This window comes from Prosthecobacter sp. (assembly GCF_046154365.1).
In the GTDB taxonomy this organism is placed as follows: Bacteria; Verrucomicrobiota; Verrucomicrobiia; order Verrucomicrobiales; family Verrucomicrobiaceae; genus Prosthecobacter.
Window position 1 is genome coordinate 1 of sequence record NZ_JBJXFV010000020.1, and the last position, 20551, is coordinate 20551.

Below are 20551 nucleotides of genomic sequence, written 5' to 3' on the forward strand. Positions count from 1 at the left end.
CGTCCGTGTCGCTGAGAGGCTTGATGTTTAACTCCATCCTCACTATAAGGCATATAACCACTATGGAGTACAGCGGTATTTTTCACTGTTTTTAATCAGGCCTATACATCATTCCGGCGATGCACCCGTTGCAGTTTGCGTGAAGAAAAAGTTTCAAGACCGTGCGCTCATCAGTTCCCGCAGCTCGGCTGTGATGTTTTCGGGCGTGGGATCGTCGAGCGTGGTGGCGATTTGCTCGCGGATGAGGTTCTGGCAGCGGGTGCGGAGGCGGGAGATGTCGCTTTTGAGGGTGCCTTCGGGGCGGTCGAGCTTCAGGGCGAGAGCGGCGAGGGTTTGATCGCTGCCGCCAGTGATGAAGGGTGCGAGGGCTTTGAAGAGATCGTCGTGGCCGCGCTGGGTGTAGTCGGCGCGGAGTGCCTGCATGGCGTTGGTGGCGAGCGTCTCCATCCACTGGCGCTCGAAGGCGATGATGGGCGTGTGGTCATCGACGGGCTCGGCCAAAAGGGCCTGCGTCTCGCTGAGGTCGGCCATGTTGGCTACTTTCCCGCCGCCACGCTTGGCCGCGATGTCGTGGCGGTGGCGGCCGATGAGGAAGGATTGCAATTTGGTGATCAAAAAGGCCCGCAGCTTCACTTTGAGGCCGCTGGCGTCGGCGAAGGCGTTTTTGGTGAGCAGGTGCTCAAAGAAGGACTGCTTCAAATCCTGCGCGGCATGCGGTGGGTGGCCGCTGCGGAGGATGAAGACCATGATGGGCCGTTCATAAAGGCGACAGAGGTCGTCCAGCGCCTGGTCCGCGCCAGGCTGACCTTCTGCGACGGCGAGGCGCACCATGCTCCATGCCGTGGGCGGGAACATGCCGGGAGGGAATGGCGCTGGAGAATTCGTGGGCATTCAAGAGCGTTGAGCGGGTCACACAAAGTCCGTGATCGAGCCGAAGTCGGCGTCGAAGAGGCGGCGGTAGGTGCGGAAGGCGAAGTGATCCGTCATGTTGGCGATCCAGTCGCAGACGAGGCGGGCGCGTTCGCTGGTCGATTCGGCGGCTTGAATCTGCTTTTCAATGCTGGCGGGCATGAGGTGCAGTCCTTTGGGCTGCACCGATTCGATGTAGCGCTCGTGCAGCACCTCGAACACGCGTTTGAGGATGAAGTCGGCTTTGTGATCGAGCTGCTGGAGCTGCGGGCTGAGGAAAACCAGATCCAGGGCGATTTCTTTGTGCAGATCGGCCCGGCGGCGTTGCGCGGGATCAATCTCCAGGGTGAACTGATGCCTGCGCGTGCTGGTGCTGAGGAAATTCGCGTTCGGAACGAGCTTCGTGGCCCGGATGCACTCGCCGATGAGACGGTTTAACCGTCCTTCAACACGATTTTCACGCATCGCCTTGCTCAGGAAGGCCACATCGGCCTTGTCGGCATCGCTGAGCGTTTGTTCCTCCGCCCAGCGCTCCAGTCGCTGCACATTGACGAATCCCGCGTGGATGCCATCGGCGATGTCATTGAGCGAGTAGGCCGTGTCATCCGCCCAGTCCATGATCTGGCATTCGATACTCTTGAAGCCGTTGCGCGTCTTGCCAGGCGTCAGTTCCAGCGGAAAGGCCTGTCCGCCGAGGGTGAAATCGAGCCAGCGTTCCTGATCGTTGTAAAGGTAGTGATTCTTAGCCCCAGCCGCCTCGGCATGCAGGGTTTTGTATTTCAGCACCCCATCCAGCAGCGCCCGCGTGGGGTTCATGCCGTTGCGGCCTTCGCTGAACAGTGTCTGCGTCAGAATGCGCAGTGTCTGCGCATTACCCTCGAAGCCGCCATACGGCTCCATCAGCTTGTGCAGCGTGCGCTCACCCGCGTGGCCGAACGGCGGGTGGCCGAGATCGTGGCTGAGGCACGCACTTTCGACGAGATCGGGGTCGATGAAGCAGTCGTCACCCAGCGCATCACTCTGCTGCGTCAGCCACGCGCAGATGCTGCGGCCAATTTGCGCCACCTCGATGCTGTGCGTGAGCCGCGTGCGGTAGAAATCATACTCGCCCGACAGAAACACCTGCGTCTTGTTTTGCAGGCGGCGGAACGCGCTGCTGTGGATGATGCGGTCGCGATCAATCTGGAACGCGTTCCGATATTCGCCCTGGTGCTGGGGTCGCGGATCGAGTGTTTCGAAGTCGAAGGAGGAGTAAAAGCGGTTCGCGGGCATGCGTGGTGTGCCGCGATGCTAGCAGGTCATGGCAGGCGGGCAAGACCGCTGCTCACCCACGCCGACGAAACGAGAACTGCCCTGTCGGCACTTCGTCATCTGAGTTTGCGGCACGTTTCTTCCGTTTCCCCTCCACAAAGGCGGGTTTGAAGGGCAACTGCTGCACCTGCTTGATCTCCTCGTCAGACACGCCCTTCGCCCGCAGGCGGCTGCGCTCATAGATTTTGTCCTTTTGGATTTCGAGCATGGGATTGCGGAGATAAGACTACTGGCGTGGCGGCGTGTTCAAAACTGCCCCGTGTTCAGCAGCACCAGCGTGCAGGCTTCTACGCAGGCAATTCCGGCTTTTTCCAAAACTTTTGATAGCACCGCATTTTCAGCGCCAGGATTGAAAATCACCCGGCGGGGTTTCAGCGCGACCAGCTTGTCCTGCAATCCCGCCGAGATCGCCGCGCCGACATACATCGTCACCGTGTCCACTGGGCCGGAAATCAGGCTCAAATCCGCCACCACGGGGATCGTCTCGATCTCCGCCAGTTTCGGGTGTGCCGGCACCACCTGGTGGCCGTGCTGACGCAGCAGCAGCAGCGCCCGGTGGCTGTAGCGTTCGGGATTGTCACTGGCTCCCACGATGACGACGCGCTCGGTGCTCATGATTTATTGAGGTCTTGTTCGTCGAGGTGAAACAGATGCAGCGCCCGATGCGCCGCCGGCGCCAGCACGATGCCCATCACCGAAATGAACACCAGCCCGCTGAACAAGGCGTAAAATGACGCGAACAGCTTCGCCGCATCCGAATTCATCTCCCCCACCGGCCCCATGCCGCCCAGAATCATCGAGGCGTTCAGCAGACTGTCGATCCAGCCGAATCCGGCGAAGAAATGATAGCCCAGCACACCCACCCCCAGCGCCGCCACCGCCACCACGAAGGCCAGGCCAAAAAAAGTCGCCATCCGCCGCAGGAATGCGTGACGTGGTGCGAGCGGTTCGGTGCGTGATTCAAACATGGCGCTCACCATCCCGGAGAAGCGATGAAATTCAACACCGGTTCCGGCTTTCCCAGCTCCGTGATGCGCACCCGGCCGTCATGGCAGCCCGTGATGAGGCGCGTGGTCTTGTCGATGCGCTGCACCACCATCACGTTCACGCGATCTGCATGCCGCGTGAGCTTGTCCTTCGTCTTGCGTGCCTTCGCATCCATCGAACTCACGATGCCGTTGCCCGTGGCCGCCACCGGTGTCACGGCGTCGATAAAATCGACCGCCAGCACCTCCGTGCGGCCGCTCGGGCGGATACTGCTGTCCTTCTTCGCATCGCCATGGCGATCCCAGCGCCGGATTTCGCCCTCTGCATCGCCGCTGATGCATTCATTGCCATCAAGGCTGAAAGCCACACTCAACACCGCGCACTCATGCCCCGTGAACGTCGCTTCGATCTCGCCGTTCGTGCTGTCGATGCGCCGCGTCGTGCGGTCCCGGCTTGCGGTGGCGATACATGAGCCATCCGGCGAAATCGCCACCGCCATGATCCAGTCTGCATGCGGCTCGATTTGCCAATTCAATTTCATCGCGGGCAGTTCAAAGCACCGCAGCGTGTTATCCGTCCCGCCCGTCACCAAACTTTTGCCATCCCGGCTCGCTGTCAGCGTTAGCACGCAATCGCGCGAGGTTATGATGCGCTTCCGTTCCACCGGTTGCGCCGGATTCACGGTCCACACCTCGCCTGATCGTCCCGGCACGCCGCCCGCGACGGCGAGTTGATTTTCCGCCGCCCACGCCAGCGCCAGCACCCGTTCCGGCATCCCGCCGATGCGTGATTTCAGTTTTCCCGTCGCCACATCCCACAGCGTCACTTCAAAATAGCCGCTGCACGCCAGCGTGTCGCCATCGGGACTCAAAGCGAGCGCCGTGACTGGCAATGGTCGCGGATACTTCGGCGGGGCTGCCGTCTTCGCTTGATCAGGCAAGATCGAACTCAGCGTCGCTTGTTTGTCCGCCACATCCACCTTTGCCCCGCTGGCGATCCACTCGCGAATCAGCGCCATCTCCTTCGCTGGCAGCGCATCGGCTTTCTTCGGCATGCGATCGTCTTCCTCGTGGGTCGCGATCAGGCGATACAACTCGCTCTCGTCAGGCTTGCCGGCCAAAACCGGCGACGTGCCGCTGTCACCCGCCTTCAGCAGCATCTCCACGGTATCGAGCCGGTACTTGCCCTTCACCTTGCCCGCCCGATGGCACTCCACACACTGCTCCACCAAAATGGGGGCGATCTGCTTCGAGAACGAAACCTCCGCCGCAGCGGTGGCAGTGAGGCAAAGAAACATCAGGACGCGAAACATGGGCGGAAAGAAACGCCTGCTGTGGCCGAGTTTGTCGAGCGTTGCATCAACCGTTTACCTCTTTAGCCTCACCCCATGAGCCCGAGACCTTGGATCATCGCCGAAACGAATTGGAAACACGTCAAAGCCACGCGCTATGAGGCCGCCGTACTGCCGTGGGGCGCCACGGAGGCGCACAACTGGCACCTGCCTTACGCCACCGACTCGCTGCAAAACGACGCCATCGCCGCCGAGGCCGGTCGTATCGCCTGGGAGGCGGGAGCGAAGGTCGGCATCCTGCCAAACATGCCCTTCGGCGTGCAGACCGGCCAGCTTGATGTGCCGTTTTGCATCAACATGAATCCCACCACGCAGATGATGGTGCTCGAAGACATCATCAGCAGCCTCGAAGGCGTCGGCGTGATGAAATTCGTCATCATGAACGGCCACGGCGGCAACGACTTCCGCCAGATGCTGCGCGAGCTTCAGGCCAAGCACCCGAAGATGTTTCTCTCAACCGTCTCATGGTATCAGGCCGTCAAAGGCGACGACATCTTCAACATTGTCGGTGACCACGCCGATGAACGCGAGACCAGCCTCCTCCTGCATCTGCATCCCAATCTGGTGCTGCCGAAGTCCGAATGGGGGCCCGGCACCGACAACCGTTGGAAACTCAAAGCCATCAACGAAAAATGGGCCTGGGCACAGCGTGCGTGGTCCAAAGCCACCAACGACACCGGCTCCGGCGATCCGCAGCACAGCACCGCCGAAAAAGGGAAACGCTACTTCGAGGCTCTCGGTGCCAAAATCGCGACCTACCTCATCGAACTCGCGAAGGCGGACATTGCGGATCTTTACGAGAAGTCGAAATGATCCGTTTTTTAATCAGCCGCAGCATCCAGGGCATCATCGTGATCTTCGCGGTGATCTGCGTGATGTTTGCGATCCTGAAAAGTTCACCTGGCGGCCCGTTTCGCAGTGAGCGAGCCATTTCACCCGAGGCGATGGCGGCGAAGATGGCGCACTACGGCCTGGATCAACCGTGGCCGGTGCAGCTCTGGCGGCATCTCGTCCACTACGCCACATTCGACTTTGAAGAGTCCTACCTCTTTGCGGGCCGCACGGTGGATGAAGTGATCGCGTCTGGATTTCCCGTTTCCGCGGCCATCGCCATCCCGGCATTGCTCATCGCGTTGGGCATTGGCGTGCCGCTGGGTGCATTGGCGGCGCTGCGACCGAACACGCTAGAAGATCGCGGCAGCACGCTCGCCGCCACACTCGGCATCTGCACGCCGAGCATGGTGCTGGGGCCACTCATCGCGATGTTCTTCGGCCTCAAGCTGCGCTGGTTCAACACTTCGGGCTGGTTTGACACCACCGACTGGGTGCTGCCCGCCATCACGCTCGGCATCATCTACAGCGCTTACATCGCCCGGCTCACGCGCGGCAGCTTGCGTGAGACTTTGGCCCAGGAGTTCATCCGCACGGCCAAAGCCAAAGGTGCGGGCAGTTTCGCCATCATCTTCCGCCACGCGTTGAAACTTGCCTGTCTGCCCGTGTTGAACTTTCTTGGCCCTGCGGCGGCGGGATTGCTCACGGGCTCGTTCATCGTCGAAACGGTGTTCCAACTGCCCGGACTCGGCCAGTTCTTCATCGCAGCAGCCGTCAACAACGACCACGCCCTCGCCACAGCCATCTCCGTCTTTTACGCCGCGCTCATCGTCGGTTTCAACCTGCTGGTGGACATCCTACAGGCCTGGCTCAACCCGCGCATCCGTCTCCAGGCATGAGCAGCATATCTCCCATGCGCGCCGCCTGGCGTCGCCTCATGCGGCAGCGCATCAATGCCATCGCACTCGGCTTCCTCGTGCTGCTGGTGCTGTTGTGTGTGTTTGGCCCGATGCTTTCGCACTACACGCAGGATCAGCAGGATCTCGAACTCAAGGCCGCAGGACCAAGCATGGCGCACTGGCTGGGCACGGATCAACTTGGGCGCGACATCGCCACGCGCATCCTGCATGGCGGTCGTGTGTCGCTGGAGGTCGGCATTCTCGCGACGGCGGTCGCTTCCATGATCGGCGTGATCTATGGCATGATCGCCGGCCTTACCGGCATGAAGCTCGACTCCGCCATGATGCGCCTCGTGGACATCCTGTATCCGTTTCCCTTCATCAACTTCGTCATCCTGCTCATGGTCATCGTCGGGCGTGAGTTCTGGATCATCTTCGTCGCCATCGGTGCCGTGGAATGGCTCACGATGGCGCGTGTCGTGCGCGGGCAGGTGCTGGCGTTGAAGAATCTCGAGTTCGTCACTGCCGCGCGTGCCAGCGGTGCAGGCTTCTGGCACATTCTGTGGCAGCACATGCTGCCGAATGTCATCGGCACTGTCATCATCTACTCCAGCCTCATGGTGCCAGGCGTCATGCTGCTGGAGGCGGCGCTCAGCTTCCTCGGTCTCGGCATTCAGCCGCCGGATGCGAGCTGGGGTGTGCTCATTCGTGAAGGAGCCAACGCCATGGAAACTTACCCCTGGCTCCTGCTCTATCCCGGCCTCTTTTTCTCCGCCACGCTGCTCGCGCTGAACATTCTTGGCGATGGCTTGCGTGATGCGTTCGATCCCAAGTCGATGTCGCAGCAGTAGGCGTGAAAAAATATTTCACGGCGACTGAATAGGTGTGCGGCGGCCTCGTCACAATGTGCGGAAACAAATTCCACACACATATGAAAGCCATCCTCTCCCTTGTCGCTGCAGCCGCTGTTCTTGGTTTTGCAGCCCCCTCCACCGCCAAAGCTGACCATTCCTGCGGCCAGACCCGTGTCGTCGGCTACACCTCCTGCGGCACGCCCATCATCGCCGTTTATCAAATCGTCGGCTACGACCACTGTGGCCGCCCTGTCGGCCAGTGGGTCACGCAGGCACCTCGGCAGCCGAGCTACGGCTACAATCCCGGCTACAGCGGCCACAACCACGGCGGTTACAGCGGCTACCGCCCCGGTTACAATCCCGGCTACAGCCGCCCTCGCAGCGGCATCAGTTTCAGCTTCGGTTTCGGCAGGTAGTAGCGTCGAAATCTGAGTTCTGAAAGTCCCACGCGGCCCCGCTTGCACAAAGCGGGGCCGTTCTGCGTTCGCATGTCGGGGAACGATGCCGCGGAGTGTTGGCGTCGTGAAGTGATGGATGGGCAGAGTGCTGTCATGACTCCGTTACACCACCACTCCAGTTGCACGAACACCTGCCCGCGTGTCATGTTCGCCGTCATGCGCTGGCTTGTTCGTGCTCTCCTCCTCATTCTCTTCCTCGGCGGCATCGCGTGGTTTCATCACGTTCGCACGCATCGCCCCCAGCGCATCGCCGCCGCCACCCGCGCTGGCATTCTGCTCATCGGCAACGGCACCGAGCCCGGCACGCTCGATCCCCAGCTCGCCACCGGCCAGCCGGAGCACCATATCTTCCACGCCATCTTCGAGGGCCTCGTCGCACCTTCTCCTGACAATCCTGACGCCGACGGCCCTGGTGCCGCCGCTTCGTGGACCCACGACAACTTCACCACCTGGGCCTTCAAACTTCAGCCGCAGGGCAAATGGAGCGACGGCACGCCCGTCACCGCCGCAGACTTCGTGTACGCCTACCGCCGCATCCTCACCGCGCAGTTCGGGGCCGACTACGCGAACATGCTCTACCCCATGCTCAATGCGGAGGCCTATCACACCGGTAAGCTCAGCGACTTCACGCAAGTCGGCGTCAAAGCCCTCGATCCGCTCACCTTGCAGATCACCCTCGCTGGTCCCGCTCCGTATCTGCCCAGCATGCTCAAGCACTACTCGTGGTTCCCCGTGCCGCAGCACGCCATCGAGAAACATGGCAAAATAACCGACCGCAACACGCGCTGGACCCGTCCCGGCAACCTCGTCTGCAACGGCCCCTTCGTGCTCTCAAGCTGGCGCATCAATCAAGCCGTCGAAACCGTGCGCAACCCGCACTACTGGGACGCCGCCAGCGTCAAACTCAACGGCGTCACCTTCATCCCCATCGTCAGCGACACCACGGAAGAGCGCGCCTTCCTCGACGGCCAGCTCCATCTCACCAACACAGTCCCGCTCGCCAAAATCCCCGGCTACCGCAAGACCATGCCCGACTTTTATCAAGACGAGCCAGCTTTAACCACCTACTTTTACCGCATCAACACCACCCGGAAGCCCTTCGACAACCCCAAGGTCCGCCGTGCCCTCGCCCTCGCCATCGACCGTGAATCCATCTGCCGCAACATCCTCCGCGCCGGCCAAAAACCCGCCGTTGGCCTCACCCCGCCCGGTTGCGGCATCGGTTATCAAACACCTGCCGTCATGCGCTTCGACCCCGTCGCCGCGCGCCAGCTTCTCGCCGAAGCCGGCTTTCCCGACGGCAAAAACTTCCCCGGCTTCGACATCCTCATCAACACCCTCGAATCCCATCGCACCATCGCCGAGGCCGTGCAGTCCATGTGGAAGCAGCATCTCAACATCCCCGCCCGTGTCCTCAATCAAGACTGGGGCGTCTATCTCGAATCCATGCGCAAACTCGAATACGATGTCTGCCGCGCCGGCTGGGTCGGTGATTACCTCGACCCCTCCACCTTCCTCGCTCTCTGGAAAACCGGCGACGGCAACAACAACACCGGCTGGGGCAGCTCACGCTACGATGCCCTCCTCTCCCAAAGCTTCCTCGAAAGCGATCCCGCCAAACGCTTCACCACCCTCCAGGAAGCCGAGGCCCACATGCTCGAAGCAGCACCGATCCTGCCGATTTACTGGTACGTTCGCTCCTACCTCGTCCACCCCAGCGTCCACGGCCTGCTGCCCTCGCTGCTGGAGCATCGCTGCTACAAGGCGGTGAGGCTGGTGCCTTGAATCCACCAAAGCAAAACGGGCGCAGGAGATTCTCCTGCGCCCGTTTTGTGTTCAACTCAGTCTTCCAATCACCCCGTCTTGCGCCAGATCGTCGTCAGCGTGCCTTTGAACGTGACCTTCACGGCCTGCGATGCCACCAGCTCACGAAAATGCGGCGAGGCTTCGCGCTCCACGATCTCCCATGCCTCGATGTCATCGCCATTCAGCGTGCCATGCACCGGAGCGCTCTCGTCATGCGTGCAGACGAAGCCGTTCTTCCGCTGCTGCTCGATGCGCCAGCCGGGAGCAAGCTGCCACGTCACTACATGCGATGCTTTGGTGCCGACCTCGTCGCAGATCTCCACATAACCCTGCGCGGCATGCACGGCACGCTGCACATGCTGTCCTTCGCAGGCGAAGCTCATCACGCAGATGTCATGGCTGACTTCCAGCTCCGGCACCGCATGATGTTTCATCCACAGAAAGGCACCCACACGCTCAGGTGTCTGGCGGCCTGAAACCGGCACCGGGCCGTTGTGCGCCTCCCATGCGGCCAGCAGTGTGCGCAGCGCCGGGTGGCCGTAATAAGCGCCCGTGCCCGGATCAATGACGAGTGCATGCTGTTCAAACCACAGCGAGACATGCAGCGCATCGAGGTGCCCATGCGCCGCCATGCTGCCAAGTCCGAGCGGCGATGCATCGGCACGCACCGTCCAACGTGCATCACGCCAGATCGCCTGCCCGCTTTCCGCATGCACCAGCCACTTGTTGCGCATCGCTGATCGCACGCCTTTCGGCGATTCACCCAGCCAGAATCGCAACGCAGTGCCTTCCGGCTTGCCCAGTAGCCACCCGCGAAATTCCGCTGCCGCGGTGGATCGTTTCAAGGCCAGCGGCAGCACCTGTGCATCATCCGAATCACCAAAGTCCCAGCTCTCGGGCGCTTCCGTGACATCGACGAAGAATTGTGCCGCTTCACACAGACGTTCGAGCACAGCTCCACTCAATCCATCCGCCGCCATGCCCGCATGCCAGGCCATGTCCCACGCGAAGAGGTGATAATGCAGCGCCTGCTCCTTGTTGCCGCCATCTGGCGCGAATTGAAGCAAAATCTCGCGCTCCAGCAGCTTCCACACGCGTTGTGCCGGGCAGATCATGCGCGCCAGCGCCGGCCAGCGTGTGATCGCCATCACCAGCGCACTCAGTTCGCCGATGAGATGGTTGTTCGCCGAGGAACCAAACGATTTGCGCTGCCAGATCCACCAAGCATGCACCGGCACGATGCGGGCGGTCAATTCATCCTGTCGGCGGGCCAGTTCGGGGTCGTTGCAGCCGCGCACGAGCGCGTCGAACCAGCAGAAGTTCATCAACCGCAGCGCCGCTTCCAGCGGACTGGTCCAGTTGATGCCGTGGGAGGGTGTGTTGCGGTCGCACCAGTCTTCCAGCCAGAGCTGCGAGACGCGGATCGCATGCACATCGCCATTCAGCGCGCTGTGCATGGCCATGCGCGTCATTTCCGACCAGCGGTTGATCTCCCAGATCGCCCGCACGTCCGCATCGTGCTCCAGATGACGATGATCGAGCTTTCGCGACGGCGTGTCGGGATCAATCACCACACCCAGCGTCGCATCGCGATGCCAGCACGGCGGCGCACCAACCTCGACGTTTTTCCAGCCGAACAACTCCCATTCGCCGCGCATCAGCTTTTCCGCATCCACGGCTAGTTGCTTGCGCAACTCCGGCGGCACACGTTCACGCCACGGCAGCTTCGGATAATCCGTGAACGTGCCGTCCCACGCCTTGCGCGCGATCTTCCTGAGCTTCGCGGCCTCGTTCAGCCGTCCCAGGCGCTCCGCCACGCGGTGCGCGATCTCACCCGCGCTCATCGCACGCAGTCTTTGAACATACCAGGCGGTCTTCATCACAGTTTGATCGTCCTTCCCTCGCGGATCGACTCCAGCACCGCAAACGTCAGCCGCATGCTCTGCCGCGACTGCTCGTAGGGCAGTGGATGCTTCGCCTCGCCCTTCAAAAAGGCCAGCCAGGCCGCCATCTCCTCCGCGTGGCCTTTGGAGGAGAATTTTTTCACTGTCTGTTTGCGTCGTTGGAAGATGGAGAGCCGCATGAAGTTTTCGCACTCTATAACAGCGCCGCTCGCAAATACACGCAACGATTCCTTCGGAAACGCCGAGTCGCCTTCCGCCGAGTAAATCACCTGTGCTGACGATCCATCCGCGAACTCAATCTGCGCCGTCACCGAATCCGGCACCTGCGGCCTGCCAACCGTCTGCGCCGTCACCTTCACCGGCCGGCCGAGCACATGGCAGGCGAAGTCAAAGAAGTGACACGCCTCGCCCAGCACCCGCCCGCCGCTTTCCTCGACGTTCGCATACCAGTGATCCGGTGCCAGAGCGCCCGCGTTCACCTGAAGCGCCAGCGTCCTCGGTCCCGGAATGTTTTGCAGCGTTTGCATCATCGCCACCGTCGCCGGAGCAAAGCGGCGGTTGAAGCCCACCATCACGCTGCCGTTGCTCGAACTCATCGCTTCATCAATCTGCGTCAGTTCTTCTCGTGTCAGGCACAGCGGTTTCTCCACAAACGTGTGCTTCCCGGCTTGCAGCGCCTTCAACACCAGCGGCGCATGCAAATGATGGCGCGTGCCGATCATCACCGCGTTGCCAGTGCTCTCGAACACCTTCGCCGCATCCGTCTCTGCCATCGCAAAGCCAAACTTCTCCTTCACATGCCGAGCGCTGAGCCCGGTGGCATTGATGATAGTGCCGAGCGTGATTTTCCCCTTCACCTGGGGCAGCAGCATCGTCCGCGCGAAGTTTCCGGCACCTATGACATCCAGGGACGAACAAGCGGAAGACAAAGTGCTCAGTGCTGAGTGCTTAGTGCTCAGTATTCCATGTTCGTGCTCTTTCTGAGCACTAAGCACTGAGCACTGAGCACTTGGGTATTCGATCACGACCCCCACTTCGCCTTCAAGCTGGTCATAAACCCCGAGTACACCCTCAAACCCCACCCGTCGCGTCGTCACCGGCTTCAAATCAAGCTGTCCCGTGCGCATCAGCTCCAGACACGCTTCAAAGTTCCGGTTCTCCGTCCAGCGCACATAGCCGATGGGGTAATCCTTCCCGCCCCACTCATACTGCGGGTCGTAGCGACCAGGACCATAGCTGCGCGAGTAACGCACCTGAATGTCCTTCATGTAGGCCGTCTTCCAGGACAGCTCCGCATCGTAAATGCCCGTGATCACCATCACGCCACGATCGCGCAGACACGCGATGGCCTGATCCGCCGGACCACTCGATTTGCCGCCCACGCAGATGATCACCGCGTCCACGCCGTGGCCGTTCGTCCACTCACGCACCACATCCTCGACCTTCGTCTCCGCCGGATTCACCACCCGCTCGGCACCCATCGCCAGCGCCGTTTGCAGCCGCGAAGAAACAAAATCCACCGCCAGCACACGAGCGCCGGAGGCCTTCAGCAAACTCGTCGCCAGCAGGCCGACGAGTCCCTGGCCCATGACCATCACACGATCTCCCAGCCGCACTTCGGCCTGTCGCACCGCCTGCATCGAGATGGACGCCAGCGTCGTGTAAGCCGCCTGCCAGTCCTCCACGCCTTCGGGAATCGGAGCCGCCAGCAGATCCGGCACCGCGATCATCTCCGCATGAAACGCGCACTCCGCGCCGCCGCAGGCCACACGATCACCGACACGAAAGCGCGAGTTCAACTCATCCACCGCCACCACCACGCCCGCTGCCGAGTAACCCAGCGGTGTCGGCGATTCGAGCCGGTTGCGAACCTTCTCCAGTGCCGCCTTCCAGCCCAGCGTCTTCGCCGTGTCGATCACTTTCTTGACCTGATCCGGCCGCGCCTTCGCCTTTTGCAGCAGCGACATCCGCGCCTGCTCCACCTTCATGCGCTCCGTCCCCGGCGAGATCACCGAACACGTCGTCCGCACCAGAATCCCTCCCGGCGGCGGCACCGGCGCAGGCACGTCTTGGAGTTCAAGGCGTCCGTCTTGGTATTGGGCGAGTTGTTTCATGATCAAGCTGCCGACACAATATCGAATTCCCCTTCGGCAAATCTCAAGGTCACGGTGCATCGGCTCAAAACATCCAGCCCCAGCAGCACCTGATAGTCATCGCAGCCCATCGGCACGCCCACTGACTGCAAATCGCCGATTCGCACGACGAATGTGCCTGATGCGTCCGGGATGGTCAGCGAGATGTCATAGTTCAGGTATTCGCGTGAAGCGGGGTCGGCATGAAGGCTGCCGTCAAAGCCTCGGACGCGGCAGACACCACGATCCCGCAGCCTCAATCGGCGCACGATGTCAGCATCCATCACGGTGATGGATGCGCCGGTATCGAGCAAGGCTTTGACTTGGATGTCGGGCGGAACGGGGTCGAGGTTTCGTTCGCATTGCTCACGATGGGCGTCGCTGTGCCCGATGCGCACATCCACAAGCGGCAGGCCGTTGACCAAGGGGAACGTCATTGCATTACGCGACGGCAAACGGCGTCGCCACATGCTGCACTTCTTCCTTCTGGGTGATCTGCTTCACGAAGAAGTCAGCCTTCCCGGCACGTTCATAGCCGTGACGCAAGGCCTCGCCATAGCTGGGATAAGCGCCCACGAGCGCCGCGCCTGCAAATACCGCAAAGTGGCCTAGCGGATAGCGCTGCCGCAGATTCGGCAGTTGCGCTTCGTAGGCGGCCTTGTTGGTCCTGTTGTCAGCGACTTGCATGATGACTCCAATGTTCTTGCGAAGGTTCAGCCGTCAAGCGCTGGGTTCAAGGCCGTCACCAGCCACTTGTGCTTCCCCGCGCTCGTCTTCGCCACTTCCTGCACCTCTCGCAACGTGAGCGTGAAATCATCGCCCAGCTTCTTCAGCAAGCCCGCATGCATCGCCTCCGCGCGACTGCTGTGCCACTGCGGGCCGGATTGAAAGCGGCATTCCACCTCGCCGGGGCGTTCCTGGAAGAATTGCACGGCCAGGAGGCCATCGAAGATGTTGTCGTGCATGTTGACCGCCGTCAGCGAGATGCGGCGACCAGTGGCACTGACGAGAAACTCGTAGTCACGGCCCACCACGGCCTCGACAGCAGGCCATGTAGCCCGACTCGCCAAAGTCGGGTCTGCGGCCCCTGACTCCCGATTCTGGCGAATCGGGCTACAGTAATCGCCGGTGCGATACCGAATCAACGGCATGACGTGATTGTGAAACGAGGTGCCGATGATTTCACGATGGCCGTCCGCATTCGCCTCGCCGAACTCGACGAAGCCGTAGGTTGGCCAAAAATGCAGATGATTCGACGTGCGGCCCTGCGCGGCGAGCACCACACGCTCGCTGTGACCATACCAGTGGCAGACACGGGCACCGAAAAACTGCTCCAAATGTTGCTGCGACTCCGCCGTGAGCTTTTCCGAGCCGCAGAGCAGCGAGGTGAGCGGAAAATCGAGCTTCAAGCCCGCCTGCTCCAGTCCGCGCGCCAGCATCAGCGCCGCACTCGGATACGCATGCAGGTGCTGAGGGCGAAACTGGTTCAGGGCGGCCACATACTCCGGCAGACGCTCCGCCGTGAGGTGATACGAGGACAGGATGAGCCAGTTCCGCGTTGCATCGAAGTAACTGATGCCTCCGCGTGCCTTGCTTGATGTGACACCGCCACGAATCACCGCCACGCGATCGCCGATACGATACCCGCGCCGCGACCACTGCGCTTCGAGGTAAGCCTGTTCCTTCGGACGGCTCACGCCCTTGTGCAGATAAAAACCGACTGGCACGCCGCTCGACCCGCCCGTGGTGATGTAGAGCCGCTGCTTCGCCGTGAACTCCGGGTTCACCATCTGCTCACGATGCAGCAGTAGGTCCTGCTTTGTCAGCAGCGGATAGTCCGCTAGTTGCTCCAGCGATTCAAACTTTGCCGGATCAACGCCGCAGGCCGCGAAGCGCTCCGCATAAAACGGCGCTTTCGCTGCTGCGATCAATGAATCCCGCAACGCCGCGACCTGATACCGCCGAATCGTCTCCGCATCCCACGCTTCCACCTCTCGCGCCTCGTTTTGAAACCGCGTGTAGGCCGATCCATAACGCAAGGACGCCGGGATCGCGCGATATGCATGGCCCGCCAGCGATTTGACCGGCTGCGGCGCTGCTTCGTAGAGCTTGAGCAGCGGATAGAGGGTGTCTTCGAGAGACATGGGATGGAAGGTTGTCTTCCTGCGCTCTTTCAGAGCGCGAGGTGTTGCGCGCACGAGTTACCCAGGGTTTTCAACCCTGGGCTGGGCTTCACCTGCCTTTCAGGCAGGACGTTGAGACTTGGCATCAATTCAACACGAGCACGGATGCTTTGAAGCCTGAAAGGCTTCAGGAACTCAGCCCAGGGGTGAACGAGCCTATGCGAGCGATTCCCTGGGTCATCGCGTTGCGCGAGTCGGGCGCTCTGAAGGAGCGCAGGAAAGCTCTCAATCCCACACATAGCGCTCATCAAACTCCACCTCATAACGCTTCAAGAAGGCACGGAACTCGTCTTGAAACGTGAGCTTCTGATGATGCTCGTGCTGCCCTTGAATGTAGCGCCGCACCTCCGCCACCGCTGACTGGCTGACAGAGAAGGCTCCATAGCCGTTCTGCCAGTAGAAGCCTCGAAGGCTTTGATCCTGCTCGTGGAGCCAGTTCGTAACTCCCTTTTTCAGGTTTCCAACCACATCACTCAAAGCGGCTGTGCGCACGAGAAGGAAGAGGACGTGCGCATGATCGGGCTCGGTGTTGATCTCGATCGCGGCGCACCCGAGGTCACGCAAGATGCCGCCCATGTAACTGTGCAGAGCGGGACGAAGATGATCCGGGATCGTGCGTTCGCGGTTCTTCGTCGAGAAGATGAGGTGGATGTAAATCTTGGCGAGCGACTGGGCCATGACGCGGCGCGTGGGGAAGCGGGGCAGTTTTCCTGCGCTCTTTCAGAGCGCGAGTCGTCGTTCGTCCAAGCTACCCAGGGTTTACAACCCTGGGCTGGGCTCCTGCGGCCTTTCAGGCCGGGCCGTGAGGTGGAGGATGCGCATGGCGGCGACCGCAGCCCCGAAGCCGTTGTCGATATTCACCACGGTGAGGCCGCTGGCGCAGGAGTTGAGCATGGTGAGCAACGCGGCGATGCCGTTTAGATTCGCGCCATAGCCAACACTGGTCGGCACGGCGATGACTGGAGCTGCGACGAGACCACCGAGCACGCTGGGCAGTGCGCCTTCCATGCCGGCGATGGCGATGACAATGCTGGCGCTGCGCAAATCATCGAGTCGCGCGAGCAGGCGATGCAAACCGGCGACGCCGACATCGGTGATGCGATTCACCTTCATTCCCGCGAACTCCAGGGTCTGCGCGGCTTCTTCGGCGATGGGCAGATCGGAGGTGCCGGCGCAGACGACGGCCACAGGAGACGCTTTGAAGAGGCGATCCATCTGCCCGATGCGATACAGGCGCGAAACGCCATCGTAGCTGCCGGTGGGGAAGCGTTGGAGCAGCAGCGCGGCCATGTCGGGCGTCACGCGTGTCGCGAGCGCGCAGCTATGCGCGGCGACGAGTGCGGTAAGGGCATCGGTCGTTTGGGTGAGCGACTTGCCTTCGGCATACACGGCTTCGGGAAAGCCCTGGCGGATCACGCGATGTGTGTCGGCCAGCACCTGGCCGGCTTCGGCAAAGGGCAGCGTGCGCAGGCGTCCTAACGCCTGATCAGGCGGCAGCTTGCCTTCGCTGACTTGAGCTAGGAGTTCGCGGAGTTTGGATTCGTTCATAGGGTGATGTAGCCCGACTCTCCAGAGTCGGGATGAAACGTCGGACATCAGACTCGACTCTGGAGAGTCAAGCTACGAGCGGGCTTTGAGCACTTCGTTCATGCTGCCGGTGCGCAAACCAGCGAGATCAAGCGTGACGTAGGTGTAACCGACTCCACGCAACGCGGCGGTGATTCCCTCGCGCTGCTGCAAGGCACGCAGCAAATCGGCCTCGGGCACCTCCAGCCGCGCGACATCGCCATGGTGGCGCACGCGCAGCTCACGGAAGCCGAGATCAAACAGCGCGGCCTCGGCGCGTTCGATCTGCGAGAGCAGCTTGGGCGTCACGCTCGTGCCGTACGGCACACGGGAGGCGAGGCAGGCGGCGGCGGGCTTGTCCCAGTTCGGCAAGCCGAGTGCTTTCGCCGCTTCGCGCACGTCCTGCTTGCTGAAGCCGAGATCATGCAGCGGGCTGATGATTTTCAGTTCACGGGCTGCGGCACGGCCAGGGCGCACATCGAGCGTGTCCTCGGCGTTCATGCCATCCAGCACATGGGCGATGCCGTGTTGCTCCGCAAACTGCCGCAAGGCACGATAGACGTGATCTTTGCAGAAGTAGCAGCGGTTGGGGGCGTTCGCTTGATATTGGGGATCGTCGGTTTCTTCCGTCGGCAGCAGTTCAAGTCTGGCACCGAGCTGTTTTGCCAGCGCGATGGCCTCAGCCTTCTCGCTTTGCGGCAAACTGGGCGAGACGGCGAGCAGGGCGACGACATTTTCACTCCCCAGTGCATCCAGCGCGGCCTTTAGCACGAGCGTACTGTCCACACCGCCGGAATAGGCCACGGCGACGCGGCCCAAGGGCTGAAGATGAGCATAGAGCTTTTGAATCATGTGGGCGGCATCAAATCCTTCTGAAAGCGCGGGGCAAGGCTGCGGATCAACGCGAGGATCATTTCGACGGTTTCTGCGTCGGTGCGGCGTCGTTCGCCGCTTTGCTGCGGCGGGAGGTTGTCAGTCACCCGTGCCATGACGGAGGGATAGGCCCAGCGGTGGTTCACGTTGCGCAGGACGCTGTCGCGCAGGCTGAGAAGCTGTCGATCCAGATTGTTAGGCGTACTGACATCCGCTCCGACAAACCAATAAACATAGTGCGCACGCAATGGCAGCTTGGTTCCATTGCCAAGCAGCACCTCGCGTTCGATGGCGAGATCGCGCACGCGCAGAGTCTCGCCGGAGAGCAGTTTCACCTCACGCACGCGGGAATCGGTGATCGTCCAACCTTGGCCATCGAGGCAAACTTCGGGGCGATGGATGCTGCGGCTGTCGTTGCCGGCGATGACGAGCGAGGCGTGCGCGAGATCACGATTTTCCACCGAACGCCCCGGCGTTCGGTAAGCTCGCTTAACGATGATCGTGTCGGCGGGCAGCAGTTCGCGTTCTTTAGCGCTGGGGGCTTCGGTTTCGCCGACGAAACTGCCAGCGACCATCGGCAGTTCAGCCAGCACGCCCGCTTCATTGCCCCCTTTTGCCTGCGGCGAGAACTGGCACAGCAGCATGGTCATGCCGCAGAGCACGAAAAGAATGAAGGCACGGGTGATCATGACACGGAGGAGACGACCTGACGCGAAATGGTGCGTGAGCGTTTGAAGCCGAGGCCGCTGCACAGGCGGTTCAGTAGCCAGGAGGCGGATTGCAGCAGCATTAGCGCCACGAGGAAGACCACGATGCCGGTGACTTCGTGGAAGGCGGAGACTTCCTTTTCCACGTCGCCGATGGCCCAGTTCTGGCCGAAGATCATCGCCGCGAAGATCAGCACAAGGATGCGGACCATGTTCGCCACGATGGCGATGGGCAGGATCGTGCTGAACAGCGCGAATCTGCGCCACATCACCCGCTGGCGGAAATAACTGAACAGCGCACCGACCACGAGCAGCGCAAACAGCGAACGCATGCCTGAGCACGGTGCGGCGATGCCCACGCTGAACAATTCACCGGCTTTCCGGCCAAATTCGAGGTTCGGCATGGATTGCAGTGCGGTGCCAGACACGAGCGCATCGACACCGACGGCATTCAGCACGACGCCGGTCGTCTTCACCATCATGAGCCGCATCTGATAGCCGATATTCTCCTCCAGAAACGGCAGCGGCCAGAGAAAGCCGAGCATCAACCACGCAAACAGCCGCAAACGTGATCTCTGAGCGCCTTCCAGCCAGAGCGATGCACCGGCGAGCAAGGTCATCATGGCCGCATAGCCGCAGTAGAAGTTGTTGGCGCGGAATCCGGCGAAGTAGAGCAGCAGGGCGAACACGATGAGCACGAAGCCCCAGCGGCTGGATGATTCAGGAAGCTGCGCGGCCTCGTTGCGCCGCCGCCAGAGCAAATAACCGACAATGAACGGCAGCAATGCACCATGTTGCCACGTCGCGTCCTTCCACTGCATGAGCAGCTCGGCAAGCATCGTGCGGCGGAAGTGGCCGTAACCAGCCGCATACGGCTGTACGGCCATCAGCAGCACGAGGCTGACTGCCAGCATGATCCACGAGATGAGGTGCTTGCGATTCATGCGGCGGACTTGAAGAAGGAACAGCGCAGGATGTCGCCGAAACCGAGCAGACACAGCAGTTGCTTTAGCGGCTCCTTCCATCCTTGAGTTTCGTTGACGGCAAAGGTGCGGCGGAACTCGACGGCACCGAGCTTGAAGCCGATTTTCTCCACCAAACGGGTCAGACTGGCCGCAGTGAAGTGGTTCACATGATGATCGAGCACGAACTGCCAGTGCAAGCCGCGCAGACGACGCATGTGGCTGCCCCAGTTCGGCACTTCGATCACCAGCAGGCCACCAGGGCTTAGTTTGCGATGAATCTGGGCCAAGGAGGCGCGTGGATCGGTCAGATGCTCCAGCACATGAAACAGAGTGATCACGTCCAGGCTGCCGTCAGCGATGCTGTCGGGGATGGCTTTGCTTTCGAGCCACGCGATCTCGGGATGATGCGTTTTGCCATCGCTCACGGCCTTGTGGCTGTCTTCGAGCACGATGGCGGAAAAACCTGCCGCATGCGCGGCAAGTGCGGTGCGGCCGATGCCGCCGCCGAAATCGAGCAGGCGGCCTGTTTGGGTGAAACGCTGCACGGTGGCGATGCGATCTCGCTCCGTGGCGGTGACTTGCAGCGGGTAGTGCTCCTCCGGTTGATGCGCTGGATCGTAGTAGTCTTTGTCGGAGTACGGATCACGCCAGGTGGCGCGGTCGGCAAAGACAAGGCCGCAGGCGCAGCGCCAGAGGTGGCACACGCCCGCCTTGCCTAAATTGGCTTCGGCAGCGACATCACATGCGGGACATGCGGGGGCGGCGCTCATGACACAAGTCGTTGCGTGTTCATCGTGGCTGATGGAAGGGTTGCG

The 20551-nt window shown here is 61.3% G+C and carries 22 protein-coding genes; 5 read left to right on the forward strand and 17 right to left on the reverse strand.

The window, feature by feature from the left end; genetic code table 11:
* Window positions 1–153: 153 nt before the first annotated feature.
* The 6 genes from ACKVY0_RS02180 to ACKVY0_RS02205 are packed head-to-tail and all read right to left on the reverse strand — an operon-like array spanning window position 154 to window position 4519.
* On the reverse strand, window positions 154–855 hold the full coding sequence (locus ACKVY0_RS02180) for a hypothetical protein (RefSeq protein WP_409213146.1): 702 nt from the start codon (window positions 853–855) through the stop codon (window positions 154–156).
* A 54-nt stretch (window positions 856–909) separates the two neighbouring features.
* On the reverse strand, window positions 910–2181 hold the full coding sequence (dgt, locus tag ACKVY0_RS02185; protein WP_409213147.1) for a dGTP triphosphohydrolase: 1272 nt from the start codon (window positions 2179–2181) through the stop codon (window positions 910–912).
* 52 nt (window positions 2182–2233) lie between these two features.
* On the reverse strand, window positions 2234–2428 hold the full coding sequence (locus tag ACKVY0_RS02190; RefSeq protein ID WP_409213148.1) for a hypothetical protein: 195 nt from the start codon (window positions 2426–2428) through the stop codon (window positions 2234–2236).
* A 38-nt stretch (window positions 2429–2466) separates the two neighbouring features.
* A complete protein-coding gene (locus ACKVY0_RS02195) occupies window positions 2467–2835 on the reverse strand; it encodes a CoA-binding protein (protein ID WP_409213149.1) in 369 nt (122 codons plus the stop codon).
* Window positions 2832–3188 carry a hypothetical protein gene (locus tag ACKVY0_RS02200; protein WP_409213150.1) on the reverse strand — a complete coding sequence of 119 codons (357 nt, stop codon included), beginning with the start codon at window positions 3186–3188 and terminating at the stop codon, window positions 2832–2834. Before ACKVY0_RS02200 ends, ACKVY0_RS02195 begins: the two co-directional genes overlap by 4 nt.
* A 5-nt stretch (window positions 3189–3193) precedes the next feature.
* Complete coding sequence (locus ACKVY0_RS02205; RefSeq protein ID WP_409213151.1) at window positions 3194–4519, reverse strand: c-type cytochrome domain-containing protein; 1326 nt, start codon at window positions 4517–4519, stop codon at window positions 3194–3196.
* Between the two features lie 75 nt (window positions 4520–4594).
* Between ACKVY0_RS02205 and ACKVY0_RS02210 the strand changes: the two genes are divergently transcribed.
* From ACKVY0_RS02210 to ACKVY0_RS02230, 5 genes are all read left to right on the forward strand, one after another.
* On the forward strand, window positions 4595–5371 hold the full coding sequence (locus ACKVY0_RS02210) for a creatininase family protein (RefSeq protein WP_409213152.1): 777 nt from the start codon (window positions 4595–4597) through the stop codon (window positions 5369–5371).
* On the forward strand, window positions 5368–6288 hold the full coding sequence (locus tag ACKVY0_RS02215; RefSeq protein WP_409213153.1) for an ABC transporter permease: 921 nt from the start codon (window positions 5368–5370) through the stop codon (window positions 6286–6288). Before ACKVY0_RS02210 ends, ACKVY0_RS02215 begins: the two co-directional genes overlap by 4 nt.
* Entirely contained in the window at window positions 6285–7139 is an 855-nt protein-coding gene (locus ACKVY0_RS02220; RefSeq protein WP_409213154.1) for an ABC transporter permease, read from the forward strand. The genes ACKVY0_RS02215 and ACKVY0_RS02220 overlap by 4 nt, the downstream gene beginning before the upstream one ends.
* Before the next feature lie 80 nt (window positions 7140–7219).
* Window positions 7220–7558: a hypothetical protein gene (locus ACKVY0_RS02225; protein WP_409213155.1), complete on the forward strand. Its 339-nt coding sequence runs from the start codon at window positions 7220–7222 to the stop codon at window positions 7556–7558.
* Between the two features lie 198 nt (window positions 7559–7756).
* Window positions 7757–9385, forward strand: coding sequence for a peptide ABC transporter substrate-binding protein (locus tag ACKVY0_RS02230; protein ID WP_409213156.1), 1629 nt, complete (start codon window positions 7757–7759; stop codon window positions 9383–9385).
* A 68-nt stretch (window positions 9386–9453) separates the two neighbouring features.
* Here the strand turns inward: ACKVY0_RS02230 and ACKVY0_RS02235 are convergent, their stop codons facing one another.
* The 11 genes from ACKVY0_RS02235 to ACKVY0_RS02285 form a co-directional block, all read right to left on the reverse strand.
* Window positions 9454–11286 (reverse strand): heparinase II/III family protein, encoded by a 1833-nt coding sequence (locus tag ACKVY0_RS02235; RefSeq protein ID WP_409213157.1) that lies wholly within the window; start codon window positions 11284–11286, stop codon window positions 9454–9456.
* Window positions 11286–13424 (reverse strand): bi-domain-containing oxidoreductase, encoded by a 2139-nt coding sequence (locus ACKVY0_RS02240; protein WP_409213158.1) that lies wholly within the window; start codon window positions 13422–13424, stop codon window positions 11286–11288. The genes ACKVY0_RS02235 and ACKVY0_RS02240 overlap by 1 nt, the downstream gene beginning before the upstream one ends.
* 2 nt (window positions 13425–13426) lie before the next feature.
* Complete coding sequence (locus tag ACKVY0_RS02245; protein WP_409213159.1) at window positions 13427–13867, reverse strand: aspartyl protease family protein; 441 nt, start codon at window positions 13865–13867, stop codon at window positions 13427–13429.
* A 16-nt stretch (window positions 13868–13883) separates the two neighbouring features.
* A complete protein-coding gene (locus tag ACKVY0_RS02250) occupies window positions 13884–14129 on the reverse strand; it encodes a hypothetical protein (RefSeq protein WP_409213160.1) in 246 nt (81 codons plus the stop codon).
* Window positions 14130–14155: 26 nt separating this feature from the next.
* On the reverse strand, window positions 14156–15586 hold the full coding sequence (locus ACKVY0_RS02255; protein WP_409213161.1) for a phenylacetate--CoA ligase family protein: 1431 nt from the start codon (window positions 15584–15586) through the stop codon (window positions 14156–14158).
* Between the two features lie 264 nt (window positions 15587–15850).
* Complete coding sequence (gene tnpA / locus ACKVY0_RS02260) at window positions 15851–16303, reverse strand: IS200/IS605 family transposase (protein ID WP_409213162.1); 453 nt, start codon at window positions 16301–16303, stop codon at window positions 15851–15853.
* Window positions 16304–16384: 81 nt separating this feature from the next.
* The gene (gene larB, locus ACKVY0_RS02265; protein WP_409213163.1) at window positions 16385–17173 is read right to left on the reverse strand and encodes a nickel pincer cofactor biosynthesis protein LarB; all 789 of its coding nucleotides are present in this window, start codon (window positions 17171–17173) and stop codon (window positions 16385–16387) included.
* A gap of 72 nt (window positions 17174–17245) precedes the next feature.
* The gene (larE, locus tag ACKVY0_RS02270) at window positions 17246–18043 is read right to left on the reverse strand and encodes an ATP-dependent sacrificial sulfur transferase LarE (protein ID WP_409213164.1); all 798 of its coding nucleotides are present in this window, start codon (window positions 18041–18043) and stop codon (window positions 17246–17248) included.
* The gene (locus ACKVY0_RS02275) at window positions 18040–18753 is read right to left on the reverse strand and encodes an exosortase-associated EpsI family protein (protein ID WP_409213165.1); all 714 of its coding nucleotides are present in this window, start codon (window positions 18751–18753) and stop codon (window positions 18040–18042) included. Before ACKVY0_RS02275 ends, larE begins: the two co-directional genes overlap by 4 nt.
* Window positions 18750–19715, reverse strand: coding sequence for an exosortase/archaeosortase family protein (locus ACKVY0_RS02280; RefSeq protein WP_409213166.1), 966 nt, complete (start codon window positions 19713–19715; stop codon window positions 18750–18752). The genes ACKVY0_RS02275 and ACKVY0_RS02280 overlap by 4 nt, the downstream gene beginning before the upstream one ends.
* On the reverse strand, window positions 19712–20506 hold the full coding sequence (locus ACKVY0_RS02285) for a class I SAM-dependent methyltransferase (protein WP_409213167.1): 795 nt from the start codon (window positions 20504–20506) through the stop codon (window positions 19712–19714). The genes ACKVY0_RS02280 and ACKVY0_RS02285 overlap by 4 nt, the downstream gene beginning before the upstream one ends.
* Window positions 20507–20551: the final 45 nt, after the last annotated feature.